Source organism: Kitasatospora sp. Ki12, assembly GCF_054601375.1.
The window spans coordinates 2,382,520-2,399,657 of record NZ_BAAIHT010000001.1; the positions used below are offsets into that span (position 1 = coordinate 2,382,520).

At 75.0% G+C, this 17,138-nt stretch carries 15 protein-coding genes; 10 read left to right on the forward strand and 5 right to left on the reverse strand.

Annotated features, from left to right (window positions below; genetic code table 11):
• Positions 1–197: 197 nt before the first annotated feature.
• The 4 genes from ACYP53_RS10410 to ACYP53_RS10425 all read left to right on the forward strand — a co-directional run bounded on the left by ACYP53_RS10410 (position 198) and on the right by ACYP53_RS10425 (position 5,660).
• Positions 198–851 (forward strand): DedA family protein, encoded by a 654-nt coding sequence (locus tag ACYP53_RS10410; protein WP_189912953.1) that lies wholly within the window; start codon positions 198–200, stop codon positions 849–851.
• A 206-nt stretch (positions 852–1,057) separates the two neighbouring features.
• Positions 1,058–2,881, forward strand: coding sequence for a threonine/serine exporter family protein (locus ACYP53_RS10415; protein WP_459647240.1), 1,824 nt, complete (start codon positions 1,058–1,060; stop codon positions 2,879–2,881).
• A gap of 88 nt (positions 2,882–2,969) precedes the next feature.
• Positions 2,970–4,052: a hypothetical protein gene (locus tag ACYP53_RS10420; RefSeq protein ID WP_189912952.1), complete on the forward strand. Its 1,083-nt coding sequence runs from the start codon at positions 2,970–2,972 to the stop codon at positions 4,050–4,052.
• A 240-nt stretch (positions 4,053–4,292) separates the two neighbouring features.
• Positions 4,293–5,660: a C40 family peptidase gene (locus tag ACYP53_RS10425; protein WP_189912951.1), complete on the forward strand. Its 1,368-nt coding sequence runs from the start codon at positions 4,293–4,295 to the stop codon at positions 5,658–5,660.
• A gap of 48 nt (positions 5,661–5,708) precedes the next feature.
• Here ACYP53_RS10425 and ACYP53_RS10430 read toward each other — a convergent pair whose 3' ends face one another.
• The gene (locus ACYP53_RS10430) at positions 5,709–6,032 is read right to left on the reverse strand and encodes a hypothetical protein (RefSeq protein ID WP_459647241.1); all 324 of its coding nucleotides are present in this window, start codon (positions 6,030–6,032) and stop codon (positions 5,709–5,711) included.
• Between the two features lie 195 nt (positions 6,033–6,227).
• Between ACYP53_RS10430 and ACYP53_RS10435 the strand changes: the two genes are divergently transcribed.
• A complete protein-coding gene (locus ACYP53_RS10435) occupies positions 6,228–6,749 on the forward strand; it encodes a GNAT family N-acetyltransferase (RefSeq protein ID WP_189912949.1) in 522 nt (173 codons plus the stop codon).
• Between the two features lie 40 nt (positions 6,750–6,789).
• Positions 6,790–8,070 carry a GNAT family N-acetyltransferase gene (locus ACYP53_RS10440; RefSeq protein WP_189912948.1) on the forward strand — a complete coding sequence of 427 codons (1,281 nt, stop codon included), beginning with the start codon at positions 6,790–6,792 and terminating at the stop codon, positions 8,068–8,070.
• Between the two features lie 83 nt (positions 8,071–8,153).
• Here the strand turns inward: ACYP53_RS10440 and ACYP53_RS10445 are convergent, their stop codons facing one another.
• Positions 8,154–8,954: a TetR family transcriptional regulator gene (locus ACYP53_RS10445; RefSeq protein ID WP_459647242.1), complete on the reverse strand. Its 801-nt coding sequence runs from the start codon at positions 8,952–8,954 to the stop codon at positions 8,154–8,156.
• 182 nt (positions 8,955–9,136) lie between these two features.
• Here ACYP53_RS10445 and ACYP53_RS10450 point away from each other — a divergent pair, with 182 nt between their 5' ends.
• Positions 9,137–9,805: an N-acetyltransferase family protein gene (locus tag ACYP53_RS10450; protein WP_459647243.1), complete on the forward strand. Its 669-nt coding sequence runs from the start codon at positions 9,137–9,139 to the stop codon at positions 9,803–9,805.
• Here ACYP53_RS10450 and ACYP53_RS10455 read toward each other — a convergent pair.
• The gene (locus ACYP53_RS10455; protein WP_189912946.1) at positions 9,790–10,269 is read right to left on the reverse strand and encodes a macro domain-containing protein; all 480 of its coding nucleotides are present in this window, start codon (positions 10,267–10,269) and stop codon (positions 9,790–9,792) included. The genes ACYP53_RS10450 and ACYP53_RS10455 overlap by 16 nt on opposite strands.
• Positions 10,270–10,278: 9 nt before the next feature.
• Positions 10,279–11,571, reverse strand: coding sequence for an MFS transporter (locus ACYP53_RS10460; RefSeq protein ID WP_459647244.1), 1,293 nt, complete (start codon positions 11,569–11,571; stop codon positions 10,279–10,281).
• Between the two features lie 114 nt (positions 11,572–11,685).
• Here ACYP53_RS10460 and ACYP53_RS10465 point away from each other — a divergent pair, with 114 nt between their 5' ends.
• Positions 11,686–12,666, forward strand: a complete 981-nt coding sequence (locus tag ACYP53_RS10465) for a LysR family transcriptional regulator (RefSeq protein ID WP_189912945.1) — start codon at positions 11,686–11,688, stop codon at positions 12,664–12,666.
• A gap of 141 nt (positions 12,667–12,807) precedes the next feature.
• Here ACYP53_RS10465 and ACYP53_RS10470 read toward each other — a convergent pair whose 3' ends face one another.
• Complete coding sequence (locus ACYP53_RS10470) at positions 12,808–13,419, reverse strand: YceI family protein (RefSeq protein ID WP_189915873.1); 612 nt, start codon at positions 13,417–13,419, stop codon at positions 12,808–12,810.
• A 218-nt stretch (positions 13,420–13,637) separates the two neighbouring features.
• Here ACYP53_RS10470 and ACYP53_RS10475 point away from each other — a divergent pair, with 218 nt between their 5' ends.
• Together ACYP53_RS10475 and ACYP53_RS10480 are read left to right on the forward strand one after the other, a co-directional pair.
• Entirely contained in the window at positions 13,638–16,850 is a 3,213-nt protein-coding gene (locus ACYP53_RS10475; protein WP_459647245.1) for a DEAD/DEAH box helicase, read from the forward strand.
• Complete coding sequence (locus ACYP53_RS10480; RefSeq protein ID WP_459647246.1) at positions 16,847–17,062, forward strand: hypothetical protein; 216 nt, start codon at positions 16,847–16,849, stop codon at positions 17,060–17,062. The genes ACYP53_RS10475 and ACYP53_RS10480 overlap by 4 nt, the downstream gene beginning before the upstream one ends.
• Positions 17,063–17,138 lie beyond the last annotated feature (76 nt).

Consider the following 17,138-nt stretch of genomic DNA (forward strand, 5'->3'; position numbering starts at 1 on the left):
CCCGGCGGGCCGGCCCCTCCCGGGCCCCCGCCGGGGCCGGGCGCGTTCCCGGTGAGCTCCGTTCCGGTGCGTCCGCAGTCCCGGTGCGCTCGCGTTCGCGCACGTCACCGTCCGGGAACCATTCGGGGAAAGGTCGAGTCTTTGTCAATGCTTTACCATTTCATTGCCAAGACCCGACCTCCCGGAGTGCCCGCACCGTGACCAGCCTCGCCCTCGGCCCGTCCTGGCTCGATCCGACCACCCTGATCTCCACCTTCGGCCTGGTCGGCATCCTGGCCATCGTCTTCGCCGAGTCCGGTCTGCTGATCGGCTTCTTCCTGCCCGGCGACTCGCTGCTGTTCACCACCGGCCTGCTGGTGGCCGGCGGCACCTACCTGCACCAGCCGCTCTGGCTGGTCTGCGCGCTGATCGTGGCCGCCGCGGTGGCGGGGGACCAGGTCGGCTACCTCTTCGGCCGCAAGGTCGGGCCGGGCCTCTTCCGGCGCCCAGACTCCCGGGTCTTCAAGCAGGAGAACGTCGAGAAGGCCGCCGCCTTCTTCGACCGGCACGGGCCCAAGGCGATCGTGCTCGCCCGCTTCGTGCCGATCGTGCGCACCTTCACCCCGATCGTCGCCGGGGTGAGCAGGATGAACTACCGCTCCTTCGTGGTGTTCAACCTGGTCGGCGGCGTCCTGTGGGGCGGCGGGGTCACCGTGCTCGGCTACTTCCTGGGGCAGATCCCGTTCGTCCGGGACAACATCGAGGCCATCCTGGTCGGCATCGTGCTGGTCTCGGTGGTCCCGGTGGCGGTCGAACTGCTCCGGGCCCGCCGGTCCGGCGCGGCGACCGCCGACCGCCACCGCGCCGGGTAGGCGCCCGCCGCCCTCGGCCCGGGACGTCGCGTACATGTGCGTCCGGCTGTTCGATCAGGCATGGTGTAACCCGAGATCGAGCGGTGGCCGACGGCCACCAGGGGCGGCGAGGAGCGGAAGTGCCTAAGCGGGGCCGACCGGGTGCGGGCAAGCGGGCGAGGGGAGGCCGGGCGGTCCGCGGGACACGGCAGACACCCCCGACGCCGGTGCACCCCGCCGACGCCCCGCCCACCGAGGGCCTGCTCGGTCACCCCGCCCCGCCCGTCGAGCCGAGCACCGTCGTCCCGTACGCCCCGGCCGTCCCGGAGACCAGGGGCCTGCTGACGCCCGAGCCCGACCCCGTCGCGCCGGAGTCGGTCGCGCCGGAGCCGGTCGCGCCCGTCGAGCCGCACCCCGAGCTCACCATCGACCTGCGTCCCCGGGACGCCCGCCCGGAGGACGCCGGACCCGGGGACACCCGCCCCGAGGGCGCGCACCCCGGGAACGCCCGCCCGGCCCGCCGCCGCTCGGTCGCCGAGGACACCCTCACCCCCGAGGAGTGGCGGGCGGCCGGCTACACCCCGCCCACCGGCATCCCGATCCCCGAGCTGACCGCCGGCGGCCCGGGCGAGGCGCCGTGGCCGGACCGGATGCGCACGCTGCTGCGCACCCCGATGTCCGAGCGCCCGGCCTTCGAGCGGACCGCCCGGGAGATGCACCCCTCCGCCGCCGCGGCCCGCAACGTCCCCCGCATCCTCGACCTGACCCTGCGCATCGGCGAGCTGCTGCTGGCCAGCGGCGAGGCCGCCGAGGACGTCGAGGCGGCGATGCTCGGCATCGCCCACGCCTACCGGCTGGACCGCTGCGAGCCGCAGGTGACCTTCACCCTGATCGGCATCTCGCACCAGCCGTCGCTGGTCGAGCCGCCGGTCACCGCCGACCGGGTGGTGCGCCGACGCACCTCCGACTACACCCGGCTGAACGCGGTGTACGTGCTGGTCGCGGACATCACCGCGGAGAAGGTGACGGTCAACGACGCCTACCGCCGGCTCGCCCTGATCCGCCGCAACCGGCACCCGTACCCGGCCTGGTTCCTCGCCCTGACCACCGGTCTGCTGGCCGGCGCGGCGACCTTCCTGGTCGGCGGGCGGATCGACGACAAGGCCTGGCTGGTCTTCGCCAGCGCCTTCGTGGCGGCCGTCCTCGGCGACCGGCTGGCGTCCGCGCTGGCCCGGCGCCGGCTGCCGGAGTTCTACCAGTTCGTGGCGGCGGCGATGCCGGCGGCCGCCTCCGGGATCATCCTGTCCTTCAACGACTGGGGCCTGCGCGGTTCGGTCGTGATCACCGGTGGCCTGTTCGCCCTGCTGCCCGGGCGCGCCCTGGTGGCCGCCGTGCAGGACGGCCTGACCGGCTTCTACATCACCGCCGCGGCCCGGCTGCTGGAAGTGATCTACCTGGTCGCGGGCATCGTGATAGGCGTCATGGTGATCCTCTACCTGGGCGTCGGCTTCGAGGCGAAGCTGAGGCCGGACGAGAGCCTGGTGGGCATCAACTACCCGCCGGTCCAGATGGTCGCCGCGATGCTGCTGACCCTGGCCTTCGCGACGCTGCTGCAGACCGACCGCCGTACGCTCGCGCTGGTCACGGTCAACAGCGGCATCGGCTGGGCCAGCTACGGCGCGCTGGTCTACAACGCGGGCGTCAACCCGATCGCGGCGACCGGGGTGGCGGCCGGCCTGGTCGGCCTCTTCGGGCAGCTGATGGCCCGCTACCGCAACGACTCGGCGCTGCCGTACGTGACCGCCGCGATCGGCCCGCTGATGCCGGGTTCGGCGCTGTACCTCGGCATGCTCGCCTTCGCCCAGGGGCACTCCAGCGCCGGTCTGGTGTCGGTCTTCCGGGCGGCGGCGATCGCGATGGCGCTGGCCGTCGGGGTGAACCTGGGCGGGGAGATCGCCCGGCTCTTCCTGAAGCTGCCGGTCGGCGCCGAGCTCCCGTCGCTCTACCCGGCGGTGCCGCGCCGCGCGGCCAAGCGCACCCGAGGGTTCTGACCGCGCGTTGACCGGTGTCGGGGCCCCGTCGGGCCCCGGGCCATGTCACCGCAGGCAGGACGCAGGACCAGGAACGAAGGTAAGACCCATGACCACACTGCTGGACGGCTACCGCGAGCACATCGTCAACGCGCACAAGCAACCGCTGTTCCTGCTGCTGGTCGGCTTCATCACGTCCTTCGTCTTCATCCGGTTCAGCGTCCGGATGATCCGGGCGAAGGTGCGCTGGTGGCCCGGCAACGTGACCCCCGGCGGCCTGCACATCCACCACATGGTGTTCGGTCTGGGCTTCCTGCTGCTCGGCGGCATCGGGGTGTTCGCCACCTACGGCGGGCAGCCCTGGATGGACTGGTTCGGGCTGGCCTTCGGCATCGGCTGCGGCCTGGTGCTGGACGAGTTCGCGCTGATCCTGCACCTGGACGATGTGTATTGGAGCGAGCAGGGCCGCAAGTCGGTGGACGCGGTGATCTTCGGGATCCTGTTCACCGCCCTGCTGCTGATCGGGTACGTGCCGTTCGGCGCGCTGCCCGGGGAGGACACCAAGTGGGGCGTGATCACGGTGATCTCGGTGAACGCGCTGGCCTCGGTGATCACCCTGCTCAAGGGCAAGGTGTGGACCGGCCTGCTCGGGATCATGGTGCCCGGCCTGTCCTGGATCGGCGCGATCCGGCTGGCCCGGCCGAGCAGCCCCTGGGCCCGCTGGCTGTACACCACGCGCCCCCGGCGCCGGGCGCGTGCGCTGCGGCGTGAGCGCCTGCTGCACCGGCGTGCGGACCGGGCCCGCACCTGGCTCTTCGACCTGATCGCCGGCGCTCCCGACAAGGTGCCCGCCAGCCATCCCGCCGCCCACCGGGTGGCCGAGCGGATGGCGGCCCGGGCCAGCGCCCACCTCGACGCGCACGCCGCCCGGGCGCTGGCCCGCCGCCAGGCCCGGCTGACCGACCGGCGCTCGGCGGCCGCCGCCGGGGCGACGGCGAAGGCCCCGGCCGGGGACGGCCAGGCGTACGGGGCAGGTGCGGCGGGTCCGGTCCGCACCCACCGGGCGCAGCAGCGTCGCCGTGCGGTCCGGGCCGGGCGGAGCCGGACCTACGCGGTCGGCCCGACCGGGCTGGAGCGCCGGCCCGAGCGACACCCCCGGCTGCGGACGCACACCCGCCGGATCCGCCGGTAGTTCGTATACCCTGGGCGTCCGCCTGGAGTTGAGCCCTGGTCAGATCATCCGATGGTCACTCGATCGGCGGAGGCTTTTCCGGGTGTGAAGGCCGCCGGAATTGAGAACATGAGCGTCATGTGACCGCTCTGTCACGTGATGGGATGATTCGTCGGATTCCCTGTCGCCCGGCCGCCGTCCGCCCGTGCGCCGCGCACCGTCCGCCGCCGTCCCCTCCGGACCCGTTCGAAGGGATGTCGCGTGGCGCGCAGGCTCCTGCCGACCCTCCTGTTGACGCTCACCGCCCTGCTCGGGCTGCTCCCCGCCGCCCAGGCCGCCCCGTTGGCCCCGGCGACCGGCGAACCGGTGGCCGGCGATCCGGCGGCGGGTGATCAGGCGTCCGGCGGACCGACGGTCGGCGATCCGGCCACCGGCGGCCCGGTGGTCGGGCCGGCCCGGGGCGAGGAGCCCTACCCGAGCACCGAGGAGATCGACCGCGCCCGGGCCGCGGCCGAGGGCAAGGCCGCCTCGGCCGCCGCCCTGGAAACCGCCCTCACCGCCGCCCGGACCGAGCTGGACCGGGCCGGGCGCGGAGCCGAACAGGCCGTCGAGGCCTACAACGGCGCCCGGCTCGCCCTCACCCGGGCCCGCGCCGAGGAGAGCGCCGCCGCGCAGCGGGCCGCCGCCGCCGAGGCCGAGCGGTCGGCCGCGGCCGAGGACGCGGCCCGGCTCGCCGCCGAGACGTACCGGCAGGGCGCGGGCGCCGAACTGTCCGCCTTCAACGCGCTGCTCGGCGCCCACGGCCCGCGCGAGGCGGGCGACCGCGCCGCCGTGGTCGGCGTGGTCAGCCAACGCACCCGGCAGATCCTGGACGCCGCCACCTCCACGGCCGCCACCGCCAGGAGCGCCTCCGCCGCCGCCCGGACCGCCACCGAGGCCGCCGAGAAGGCCGCCGTCGAGGTCGGCACGGCCAGGGCGCGGGCGGAGCAGCGGCTGGCCGCCCAGCAGGGCGAGCTGGCGGCCGTCGGCCGGCGCCGCGAGCAGCTGCTCACCGAGCTGGCCGCGGCCCGGAACACCACCGTCGCGCTGGAGCGCGAGCGCCGCGAGGCCCTGGAGGCGATCGCCGCCCGCGAGGCCGAGGCCGCCGCCCGGGCCGCCGCCGAGCAGGCCGCGCGGGAGGCCGAGGCCGCCGAAGCCGCGGCGGCCGCCGCCAAGGCCGCCGCCGCCCCGCCCGCCGTGCCACCCGCCGAGCGTCCGTGGTCCGCCGAGGGCGCGGCCGCCGCGGTCGCCTTCGCCAAGTCCAAGATCGGCCTGCCCTACGTCTGGGGCGGCGAGGGCCCGGCCGGCTACGACTGCTCGGGGCTGACGATGATGGCCTGGCGCGAGGGCGGCCGGCAGCTCAACCACTTCGCCGCCGACCAGTACGCGCAGAGCACCCGGATCGGCTACCGCCAGCTGCGCCCCGGGGACCTGGTGTTCTGGACGGACACCGGCCGCGCCGCGGACATCTTCCACGTGGGGCTCTACATCGGCGACGACCAGATGATCGAGGCCCCGCGCGCGGGCATGCCGATCAAGCAGGCCAGCCTCTGGATCATGGGTACCCCGGACTTCTACGCCCGGCCCTGACCCGGGGACGGCCGCCGGGGCCGGGCCCCAGTGGCAGCGCCGCCCGGGCTACCGGCCGAGCAGGGCGCCCAGTTCCTCCCGGCGGGCGCGCAGGCCCAGGCCGGTCCAGACCCAGGCGGCGCCGAGCGGGAGCGTCGGCAGGGCCACCGCGACCGCCCCGCCGATCCGGCCGATCACCTGGGCGTCGCACAGCTCCCGCAGGTGGAAGCCGAGCGGTTCGTAGAAGGCCGGCGAGCCGCAGTCCCCGCCGACCGGGGAGAGGACCAGCCAGGCCGCCCAGGCCCAGCCGAGCACGGTCAGCGCGCCCAGCGCCTTCACGAGGCCGCTCCGACCCTCGTACTCCTTCAGCTTGCGCAGGTATTCGTCGTCCATCGTGCCCCCGGGAGATCGTCCGTACCTGAACCGGCACCGAGGATGCCAGCAGGGCACCCGCACGCCGATGCCGGGGGTCGGCTGCCGGGGGCGGCGGTCGGGGTCGACTGTCGGGGGCCGGTTGTCAGGGGCCGGTTGTCAGGGGTCGGCGCTAGCGTGGCCGCGCGGACCGTTCCGAGGAACTGAGGAGGCGTCGTGCTGCTGCGGGATGTGCGGGTGGGGGATGTCGAGGCGTACGTGCGGATGCGCTGCGACCCGGTGATGATGACCGAGCTGGGCGGTCCGCTGCCCCGGGAGCTGGTGGAGGCCAGGCTGCGCAAGGACGTCGCCGCGGTGGCGGAGGACCGCTTCTGGGTCAAGCTGATCGTCCCGGACGGCACCGAGGACGGCGCGGTCGCGGGCTCGGTCAACCTCTGGTCCGACGAGGAGGACGGCGAGCGGGTCTCCGAGATCGGCTGGATGGTGCTGCCCGGGTACCAGGGCCGCGGCCTGGCCAAGGCGGCCGTCCGCCGGGTGCTGGACCTCGCCGCCGCCGACGGCCGCTGGGGCGAGGTGCACGCCAACCCGGGTGTGACCAACGGTCCGTCCAACGGGATCTGCCGGGCGCTCGGCTTCCGGCTGCTCGGCGAGCGGGACGTGGACTTCGCGGACCGGGTCCTGCGCACCAACCACTGGGTGGTGGTGCCGGGCGAGCACATCGGGTCGGGCACGGAATAAATCAGGTGCCGCCGCCGGGGGGCCGCCGTACCGTGGCCCCATGGGCAACAGCAGCGATCACACGTCCGTCGACACCGTGAACGGGCTCGTGGTGCGGGCGGTCACCGAGGACGAGGTGGCGGCCTGGGACCGCGCCCTGGCCCTCGGCTTCCTGCGCCCGCACGTGGGCTCCGCTGAGGACGTGCGCCGTCGGCAGTGGGAGTCCGGCCGGATGCTGGCCGGCTTCGACGGCGGCCGCCAGATCGCCACCTTCCGCAGCTACGACGCCGAACTGACCGTCCCCGGCGGGGCCGTCATCACGGCCGACGCCGTCACCAACGTCACGGTCAGCGCCACCCACCGCCGCCGGGGCGTGCTCAGCACGATGATGCGCCAGGACCTCGCGGCCGCCGCCGAGCGCGGTACGGCGGTCGCCATCCTGATCGCCGCCGAGTACAACATCTACGGCCGGTTCGGCTTCGGCCCGGCCACCCGGGGCGCCGGCTGGCGCGTCGACCTGCGCCGCACCCGGGGCCTGCGCGAGGGCCTGCCGGGCGTGCCCGGCGGCCGGATCGACTTCGTGACGATGGCCGAGGTGCGCGAGCTGGGGCCCGGCCTGCACGAGCGCTGGCGGCGCACCCGGCCGGGCGCGATCGACCGCGACGAACTGTGGTGGCAGCGCGCCACCGGCGAGGTCCGGATGCCGGGCTCCGACTTCAAGGAGCCCTTCGCGGCCGTCCACCGGGACGCCGACGGCACGGTCACCGGTCTGGTGGCCTACCGGATCGACGACAAGTGGGACGGCGCCTACCCCGACTGCACGCTCACCGTCGAGGAGTTCACCGCCCTCGACCTGCCGACCACGGTCGAGCTCTGGCGCTTCCTGCTGTCCGTCGACTGGGTGGCCCGGGTCGCGATCGACAACGCCTCCCCGGACGACCCGCTGCCGCTGCTGCTCCAGGACCGGCGCGCGGCCACCCCGCACGAGGACAGCTCCGACTTCATGTGGCTGCGCGTGCTGGACGTCGAGGCCGCGTTCGGCGCCCGGACGTACGGCACCGCCGGCCGGGTGGTGCTGGAGGTGGACGACAAGCTCGGCTTCGCGTCCGGGCGTTGGGCGCTGGAGGTCGCCGCGGACGGCACCGGCCGCTGCACCCGCACCACGGACGACGCCGACCTCGCCCTCGGCGCCTCGGAGTTGGGCTCGCTCTACCTCGGCGCGGAGACGGCCCCGAGGCTGGCCGCGGCCGCACTGGTCACCGAGCTGCGCCCGGGGGCGGCGGCCGCTGTCGACCTGCTGCTGCGCACGCCGCTGCAGGCCTGGAACCCGGACATGTTCTGAGCCGCCCGCATCCGCCCGGCACGACGGGAGGCCGGCCCCGCGAAGGGGCCGGCCTCCCGTCTCCGATTCGTCGTCGGCGGGCGCTACTTGATCGCCGTCTTGCCGATGGTGGGCAGGATGAAGTCCTGGATGAGGCCCTTGGCGTCCCGGACGATCGGCCGGAACACCCGGTAGCGCGACAGGTTGATCACCCGGGCCGCCATCGGGGTGGACCGGCGGACGAACTCCCGGGTCCGCTCGGTGTCCTCGGTCCGGTCGAAGACCCAGTAGAGGACCACGACCATCAGGTGCAGCCAGAGCACGTCGGGCAGCAGCTCGACCAGCTCGGCGTCCAGCTTGGGCGCCAGCTCCGAGCCCTGCAGGACCTCGCGGAACAGCTCCACGGCGGTCGCCCGCGCCGGGTGCGACTCGTTGGAGAACGGGCTCAGCGAGCTGGTCGGGTCGGCGGCCGTCCGGAAGAACTGCGCGGCGAACTCGTGGTACGGCGCGGCGGTGTCGAGCCAGGACTCCAGCGCGATCTGCAGCCGCTCCGAGAAGTCCCGGGTGCCGGCCATGCGGCGTTTGGCGTCGGCCGCGTGGTCGTAGGTCATCCGGTCGTAGAACCCCTGGATCAGGAATTCCTTCGCCGAGAAGTAGTAGTAGGCGTTGCCCACCGAGACGCCCGCCTCGGTGGCGATCGCGCGCATGGTGGTCTTCTCGTAGCCTCGTTCCTGGAACAGCCGCATGGCCGTCTCCAGGATCAGGGCCCGGGTCGCCTCACTCTTGTCGGTCTTCGGCTGCGCCCGGCCGCCGGGCATGGGCCCGCCCTCCGTGCCGGGTGCGGCCGGGTCCTCGGCCGTACCGTTCTCGCGGTCCGTTCGGTTCGTCGCTGCCAGGTCGTCCACGCCACGAGCCTAGCCGGAGACGAGGTTCCATCCGGTGTCGGTGTTCGTGGCACCGGATGCCCCCTCCACGCCCGGTGCCACGAACACCACCCCCCGTGATTCGAACACGTTCAAAATCCTGGCAGAACTGTAGACGCTTCGGTTGAACATGTTCAACTCCATCTCTGTGGGAGGCTGGTCACATGATCGGTTCAGGGCAGGTCACGATCCGGCGCGGCGATGTACGGGATGCCGGGGCCATCGCCGAGCTGCACGCGCTCAGCTGGCGCACCACCTACCGGGGGATCGTCCCGGAGGAGGGGCTCGGTGACGGGATGGCCGCCCAGCGGCGCGAGCTGTGGGAGCTGCGCCTGGACGCGGACTACGGCGAGCCGGGGAACACGCCCGAGCTGCTGGTCGCCGAACTGGACGGGCGGACGGCCGGTTTCGTCTACCTCGTCCCGCAGCCGGACGGCCGGGTGCTGATCGACAACCTGCACGTACGCCCCGGCCTGACCGGCGGCGGCATCGGCCGCGCGCTGCTGACCGCGGCCCGCGCCCACGTCGCCGAGCAGCACTCCGGGGCCGAGCTCTTCCTGGAGGTGCTGCGCGACAACACCCGGGCTATCGCCTTCTACGAGCGTGAGGGCGCTGTGCGGGTCCGGGCGCAGGAGGGTGTCTTCCCGGGCGGGTTCCTGCTGCCCGAGTACGTGTACGCCTGGCCGGGCCGGCCGGCGTCGTCGGGTCGGTGGAGGGTGGGTCCGAGTAGGGGCGGCCCGGGCACGGGTGGGCCGAGTGGTGGTAGGCCGAGTGGTGCTGGCTCCGGGCGCGGTGGTGGCCGGGGAGCCGGGGCGGGTCAGTCGACGTCGTAGACCGTCACCGGCACCTCGTGTGCCGTCAGCCGGTCGGTGACCAGCGGCTCGACCCTCTCCCAGCGCCCGCCCGCCAGTCCGCAGCCGATCCGCGGCATGTGGACGGAGGCGCCGAGTTCGAGTGCCCGGCCGCCCAGTGCGGCCAGCCCGGCGTCGATCGCCTCGTACCGGACCGGCACCCCGCTGGAGCGACCCGTCCGGATGCCGCGCTGGCCGACCAGGTTGGCCACCCAGACGTACTGCTCGACCTGCACCAGCTGCAGGGCGCCGAGCCCGAAGTCGTTCTTCGCCCGCTCCCGGTGCCAGCGTCGGTACGCGGCCTCGGGCTCGGGCCAGCGTCTGGAGAGCGCGAGCACGAAGCCCTTGCCCCAGCCGCCGAGATCGTTGCAGACGTGCGCGATCACCTTCACGCCCTTGCCGCGGGGCGCGGTGGCATCGCCTCGGACGTAGGTGATTTCTGCCATGACTCGACGTTAGACGGAGGCACTGACAACCCGCTCGGCATTTTCCGCCGCACCGGAGGCGGCCGCGGCACCCGCCGTGGCGCGCGGCCCGGCCGTCCGCAGGTGCCGCCGTCCGGCCAGCGCCATCAGCAGCGCCAGCGCGGCCGCCGAGGCGGGCAGCGCGTAGCCGGTGCCGGGCGCGGTGCGCTCGGCGACCGTCCCGGCGAGCGCCGCACCGGCCGAGATGCCGACCACGATGCCGGACACCGCCATCGCCATCCCCTCGTTGAACTGCCGCTGCGGCAGGAGCTCCTGGACGAGCGTCATGCCGGTCACCATGGTCGGCGCGGTGGCGGTGCCGGCCGCGAACAGCAGCGCCCCGAGCACCCCGAGCCCGGCCCCGCCCAGTCCGGCAGCGAGCGGCAGCAGCAGCACCCCGGCCATCGCCGACGCGCCGAGCAGGAACCGCGTGCCCGGTGCCCGGCGCGGCGTCAGCAGTCCGAACAGCAGCCCGGCCACGCAGGATCCGGCCGCGAACAGGGCCAGCAGCAGCCCGGCCGCCGCCTTGTGCCCGAGCGCGTCGGCGTACGCCACGGTGGTGATCTCGGTCGTACCGAAGACCACGCCGGTCGCCAGGAAGGTCAGCACCAGTACCCGCAGCCCGGGCACCCGCAGCGGCGACCCGTGCCGCTCCGCAGCTGGGGGCGCGGGCGGCAGCGGCGGTTCGGTGCGCCGCTGGGCGGCGAACAGCAGGGCGCCGGCGGTGCCGACGGCGGTGGCGGTGGCCAGGCCGGCCTCCGGGGCGAGCGTGGTGCAGAGCAGCATCGCGAGCACCGGCCCGGCCATGAAGCAGAGTTCGTCCAGCGCCTGCTCGAAGGAGTTGGCCAGGTGGCGGGCGCCCGGGTCGTCCCGGTAGAGGTGCGCCCAGCGGGACCGGGCCATGCCGCCGAGGTTGGGTGCGGCGGCGCCGGCCGCGGCGCACAGGTACAGCGTCCAGTCCGGCGCGCCGAACCGGACGCAGAGCAGCAGGCCGGTGAGCGGGACGGCGTTGTACAGCGCGGCCGGCACCGTCACCCGCGACTGCCCGTACCGGTCCACCAGCCGTCCGATCAGCGGCATCCCGATCGCGCCGGTGGCCAGGCCGGCCGCCGAGACCGTCCCGGCCAGCCCGTACGAGCCGCGCCGCTCGGAGAGCAGCACCACCAGCGAGACGCCGGTCATCGACAGCGCGAGCCGGCCGAGCAGCCCGGCCAGGGTGAAGGCGGCGGCGCCGGGGGCGGCGAACAGGCGGCGGTAGGAGGCGAGGACGGCGCGCGGGGGCAAGCGGGCTCCTGAACAGGACGAAGGGGGATGCCCCACAGCCTGGCCGCGCTCGCGGGCCGCCGTCCAACACCTGTTCCGCCGCACTGACAACACGGTGTTGTTAATCTGCCGCCCATGCCCCGTGACCTGCACCCCCGCTTGCTCCGCGGCTTTGTCGCGACCGCCGAGACCCTGCACTTCGGCCGGGCCGCCGAGCGGCTGCACATCGCCCAGCAGGCGCTCAGCCGGGACGTCCGCACCCTGGAGGGGCTGCTCGGCACGGAGCTGTTCACCCGCACCACCCGCAGCGTCGAGCTCACCCCGGCCGGACGGCGGCTGCTGCCCGGGGTCCGCCGGCTCCTCGCCCTGCACGACGAGATCCTCGCCGAGGCCGGCGCCGGGGCCGCCGCCCGTCCGCTGCTGCTGGACCTCAACAGCGACGTCACCGGCCCGGACCTCACCGCCGACCGGGTCCTCGAACGGGCCCGCGCGGCCTGGCCCGAAGGCGAGCTGCTGGCCCGCTTCCACGGCGGCCTGGCGGCGGCCGCCGCCGAACTGCTGGCCCACCGGCTGGACGCGTCCTTCGGCCGGTTCGCCGGACTGCCCGCCCCGGTGCGCGGCCGACTCGTCCAGCGGCCGGTCCGGTTGGAACGGGTCTCGGTGATGATGGCGGACACCCACCCGCTGGCGGGCCGCCCGGCGCTGCGCCTCGCCGAGCTGGCCGGACACCCCGTCGACATCTGCGCGGGCAACCCGGCCACCACCGAGTGGGCCGACCTCGGCGCCCGGCTGCTGCGCGAGCACGGCCTGACCGCGGCCGACCCGTACGTCCCACCGGTGGGCGTGGACGAGACCGCCCGCTACCTCGCCCGGCACGGCGATCCGATGCTGACCACGGTCGGCGGGCCGAGGATCCCCGGGACGGTGAACGTGCCGCTGGTGGACCCGGTGCCGCTGAGCCTGGTCAGCCTGGTGCACCGGCCCGGCGAGCACCACCCGGGGCTGCGCGCGCTGGCCGACGCGGCGGGCGCACTGGGCGCGGCCGGGGGCTGGCTGCGCCGCCCGCCGGGCAGCTGGCTGCCGGACGCGGACGCGGCGCTGCTGCCGGCGCGCTGAGGGCGGACGGACCGCCGGCGCGTCGGGTGAAGGAAGGACGGCCCGGGGCGCCCGGAAAAGGAGGCCGCCCCTGCCCAGGGGGGATGGGCAGGGGCGGTGCTCGTGGGGGCGGGCTCGGGCCCGCCGCGCGAGGTGACCGGGTCAGGCGGCCTTGACGGCGGAGATGTCGAAGCTGAGCTTGACCTTCTCGCCGATCAGCACGCCGCCGGTCTCCAGGGCCGCGTTGTAGGTCAGGCCGAAGGCGGTGCGGTCCACGACCGTCCGGCCCTCGAAGCCGATCCGGTCGGCGCCGTAGGCGTCGGTGGCGCTGCCGGTGTACTCCAGGTCCAGGACCACCGGGCGGGTGGTGTCCTTGATGGTGAGCTCGCCGGTCATCCGGTAGGTGTCGTCGTCGATCCGCTCGGTGGAGGTGCTGCGGAAGCGGATCTCCGGGAAGGTGTCGGCGGCGAAGAAGTCGCCGGTGCGCAGGTGCTCGTCGCGCTGGGCCTGGTTGGTGTCGATGCTGGCGACCTTGATCACCAGGTCGGCCGAGGAGTTGTGCGGCGTGGCGCCGTCCAGGTGCAGCTTGCCGTCGTACTCGGTGAAGCGGCCCTTGACGTTGGTGACCATCGCGTGGCGGACCGAGAAGCCGATCTCGCTGTGCGTGGCGTCGATCGTCCAGTCGCCGGTCAGGTGGGACAGGTCCGGGCCGGCGGTGGTCGCGACGGCGACGGCGGGGGTGGCGGCGGTCTTGGTGCGGTTGAACAGGCCCATGGCTCCTCCTCGGGTTCGAAGCCATTTGTTTAGGCTTCAACTTCTTGGCTCCAGCGTACGTCGCTGTCGTTCAATTTTCAACCACGACTTTCGGGCGTTTCTTCCGGATTCGTCCGATCGGTCCGGCGGCTCCGGTCCGGCATGCCCGGCCCGACCGCCGCTGTCAGCCCTCCCGGTTAGGCTGCGAAGGACGGTCCCACCCGCCCGGAAGGCCCCCGATGTTCGTCCTGCACGCGCTCTGGCGGACGGACGGGCAGCTGGCGCTCTGGGCCGAGGACGCCCGCGCCCACCCCGGCACCGCCGAGCCGCAGCCCGACCGGCCCGCCCCGCGCGCCCACCCCTACGCCTGCCCGGCCGGTGAGCTGGCCGCGCTGCTCGGCGGCATCGGCCCGGGCCTCGGCTGGCTCGCCGGGCAGGCCCCGGAGCGCTGGGCCACCCTGCTGCTGCCCACCGTCGGAGCCGTCCCCGCGCCCTCGCCCGACCTGCCGGTCACCCCGCCGCGCGGCGGCGCGGTGCTCACCCCCTGGCGGGTGCCGGCCCTGCTCTTCGACGCGGGTGCCGCCGCCCAGCTGCTCGGCGAGGTCTTCGACCCGCACTGGGCCGTCGCCGACGCCGACCTGCCCGGCACCGGGCGCGTCGAGGTCGTCCACGGCCCCTCACTGCGCTGGCTGACCGGGGTGCACGACCTCGCCTGGCGCACGGTCGGCCGCGGCCGGGTACTGCCGCGGCCGGTGTCGGCCGACGGCCGCCCGCAGGCCCGCTGGCGGCCGGACCCCACCCCGGCCGGGCGCCGCGAGGCCGCCGCGCTGGCGGCGGGCTGCCCACCCGTCCTACTGGGGGAGTGGCCGCACGGCGGCGGCACCGGGGAGGAGCTGCTGGACGCCGCGCTGGGCGCACTGACGGACGCCGAGGTCCGGGCCGCCCTGGCCGACACCCCGCTCGCACCTCCCGCACCTCCCGCATCTCCGGCTTCTCCGGCCGGGAGTGGGGCCGCCCCCGGGGCGACCGTGGCCGAGCGCTGGCTGCACGCCCTCACCACCCCCGACGGCCTCCTCGGCGAGGTCCCGGCGGACGGCTTCGCCGAACTGCGCCGCCGGATCGCCGCCTGGTACGCGGCGGCCGAGCCCACCGACCCCGCGCTGCGGCTCTGCTTCCGCCTGGTCGAGCCGCTCGGCCCCGACGCCGACGACCCCGAAGGCCGGCCCTCCGACGACGCCTGGCGGCTGGAGTTCCTGCTCCAGGCCGTGGCCGAGCCGTCCCTGCTGATCCGCGCCGCCGACCTGCACGAGGGTGGGGCCGCGCACGCCGCCCTCGCCCGCCAGGCCGCCGACCCCCACGACGTCCTGGTCGCCGAACTCGCCCGTGCCGCCCACCGCTGGCCCGCCCTGGACGGGCTGCGCCACCACTCCCGCCCGTCCGCCCTGCCGCTCGACCGGGCCGGCGCCCTGGACTTCCTGCGCACCGCCGCGCCCGCGCTCGCCGAGGGCGGCTTCGGCGTCCTGCTGCCCGCCTGGTGGCGCCGCCGCCCCCGGCTCGGGCTCGCCCTGCGCGTCACCACCCCGCCCGCGCCCGGCACGCTCGCGGTCGGCAGCCAAGTGGACCGGGACACCGTGGTCGCCTTCCGCTGGCAGGCCGCGCTCGGCCCGGACGGCACCCCGCTCACCGAGCGGGAGCTGGCCGAACTGGCCGCCGCCAAGCAGGGCCTGGTCCGGGTGCGCGGCACTTGGCTGGAGGCCGACCCGGCCCAGATCGCCGCCGCGCTCGCCTTCCTCGCCGACCGGCGCGACGGCGTGCTCGCCACCGCCGACCTGCTGCGGCTCGCCCTCGACCCGCAGGCCACCGTCGCCGGGCTGCCCGTCACGTCCGTCCGGGCGGACGGCCCGCTCGGCGACCTGCTCGCCGGGCGCGCCGACGCCGCCCCCGCCGACGCCGCCCCCGCCCCGGTGCTGCCGGCGGACTTCCGGGCCGTGCTGCGCCCGTACCAGGAGCGCGGGCTGGCCTGGCTGCGGACGATGTCCGGGCTCGGCCTCGGTGCCGTGCTGGCCGACGACATGGGCCTCGGCAAGACCGTCCAGACCCTGGCCCTGCTGGCCGTCGAGCGGGCCGAGCGGGCCGAGCAGGGGGAGGCGGGAGAGGCGGGCCCGACCCTGCTGGTCTGCCCGATGTCCCTGGTCGGCAACTGGCAGCGCGAGGCCGAACGCTTCGCCCCCGCCCTGCGGCGGTACGTCCACCACGGCTCCGGCCGGCTGGACGCCGACCGGCTCGCCGAAGCCGTACGGTCCGCGGACCTCGTCATCACCACCTACGGGCTGGTCCAGCGCGACTTCGCCGCCCTGCGCGCGATCCGCTGGCGCCGGGTGGTCGCCGACGAGGCCCAGCACATCAAGAACACCGGCACCGCGCAGTCCAGGGCGATCCGCGCGCTGCCCGTCACCGGCCACCGGATCGCGCTCACCGGCACCCCGGTGGAGAACCGGCTCTCCGAACTGCACGCCGTCCTGGACTTCGCCAACCCAGGCCTGCTCGGCCCCGCCGAGCGCTTCAAGGAGCGCTACGCGATCCCGGTCGAACTGCACCGCAGCCCCGAGCGCACCGCCGAACTCAGGCGCCGCACCGCCCCGTTCGTCCTCCGCCGGCTCAAGACCGACCCGGCGGTGGCCGCCGAGCTGCCCGCCAAGCAGGAGATGACCGTCTGGTGCAACCTCACCGCCGAACAGGCGGGCCTCTACCAGGCCGTGGTCGCCGACCTGCTGCGGCGGGTCGAGGGGATCCGGGGCGTGGAGCGGCGCGGCACGGTGCTGGCGGCGATCGGCAAGCTCAAACAGGTCTGCAACCACCCGGCCCAACTGCTGCACGACGGCTCGGCGTTGGGCGACCGCTCGGGCAAGGTCGCCCGACTGGCCGAGCTGCTGGAGGAGGCGCTGGCCGAGGGTGACCGGACCCTGGTCTTCACCCAGTACGCCGAGTTCGGCGCGATGCTCCGCCCGTACCTGGAGCGCCGGCTCGGTGAGGAGGTGCTCTACCTGCACGGCGGCCTGGCCCGGGCGCGGCGCGAGGAGCTGGTCGAGCGCTTCCAATCCCCGGACGGGCCGGGGGTGTTCCTGCTCTCGCTGCGGGCCGGCGGCACCGGCCTCAACCTGACCGCCGCCAACCAGGTGATCCACCTGGACCGGTGGTGGAACCCGGCGGTCGAGGAACAGGCCACCGACCGCGCCTTCCGGATCGGCCAGCGCCGGGACGTCCAGGTCCGCCGCCTGGTCTGCGTCGGCACCGTGGAGGAGCGGATCGACGAACTCCTCGCCGCAAAGCGCTCGTTGGCCGAGACGGTGGTGGGTGAGGGGGAGCAGTGGCTCACCGACCTGCCGGTCGACGCCCTGCGCGAACTGGTCGCCCTCACCCGGGAGGACGCCGTCGCCGAGGAGGACGCGTGAGCGAACAGCCGGCCCCGATGGTCAACGTCGCCGCCTACTGGCGCGGCGACTTCACCCTGCGCCCGGCCCCGCCGGAGCCGGATCCGGAGGAGCCGGATCCGGAGGAGCCGGACGAGCCCTCGCTGCGCCGCCTCGGCCGCTCCGGCATCACCGTCCACGGCCGCGACCTCGCCGTCCTGCTCACCCCCGTGTACGAGGTCCTCCGCGACTGAGCGCCGCCGATACCGTGCGGTAGCGTCGCGAGGGTGACCGACACCCACGCCCCCCGGACGGACGGCCCGCAGCCGG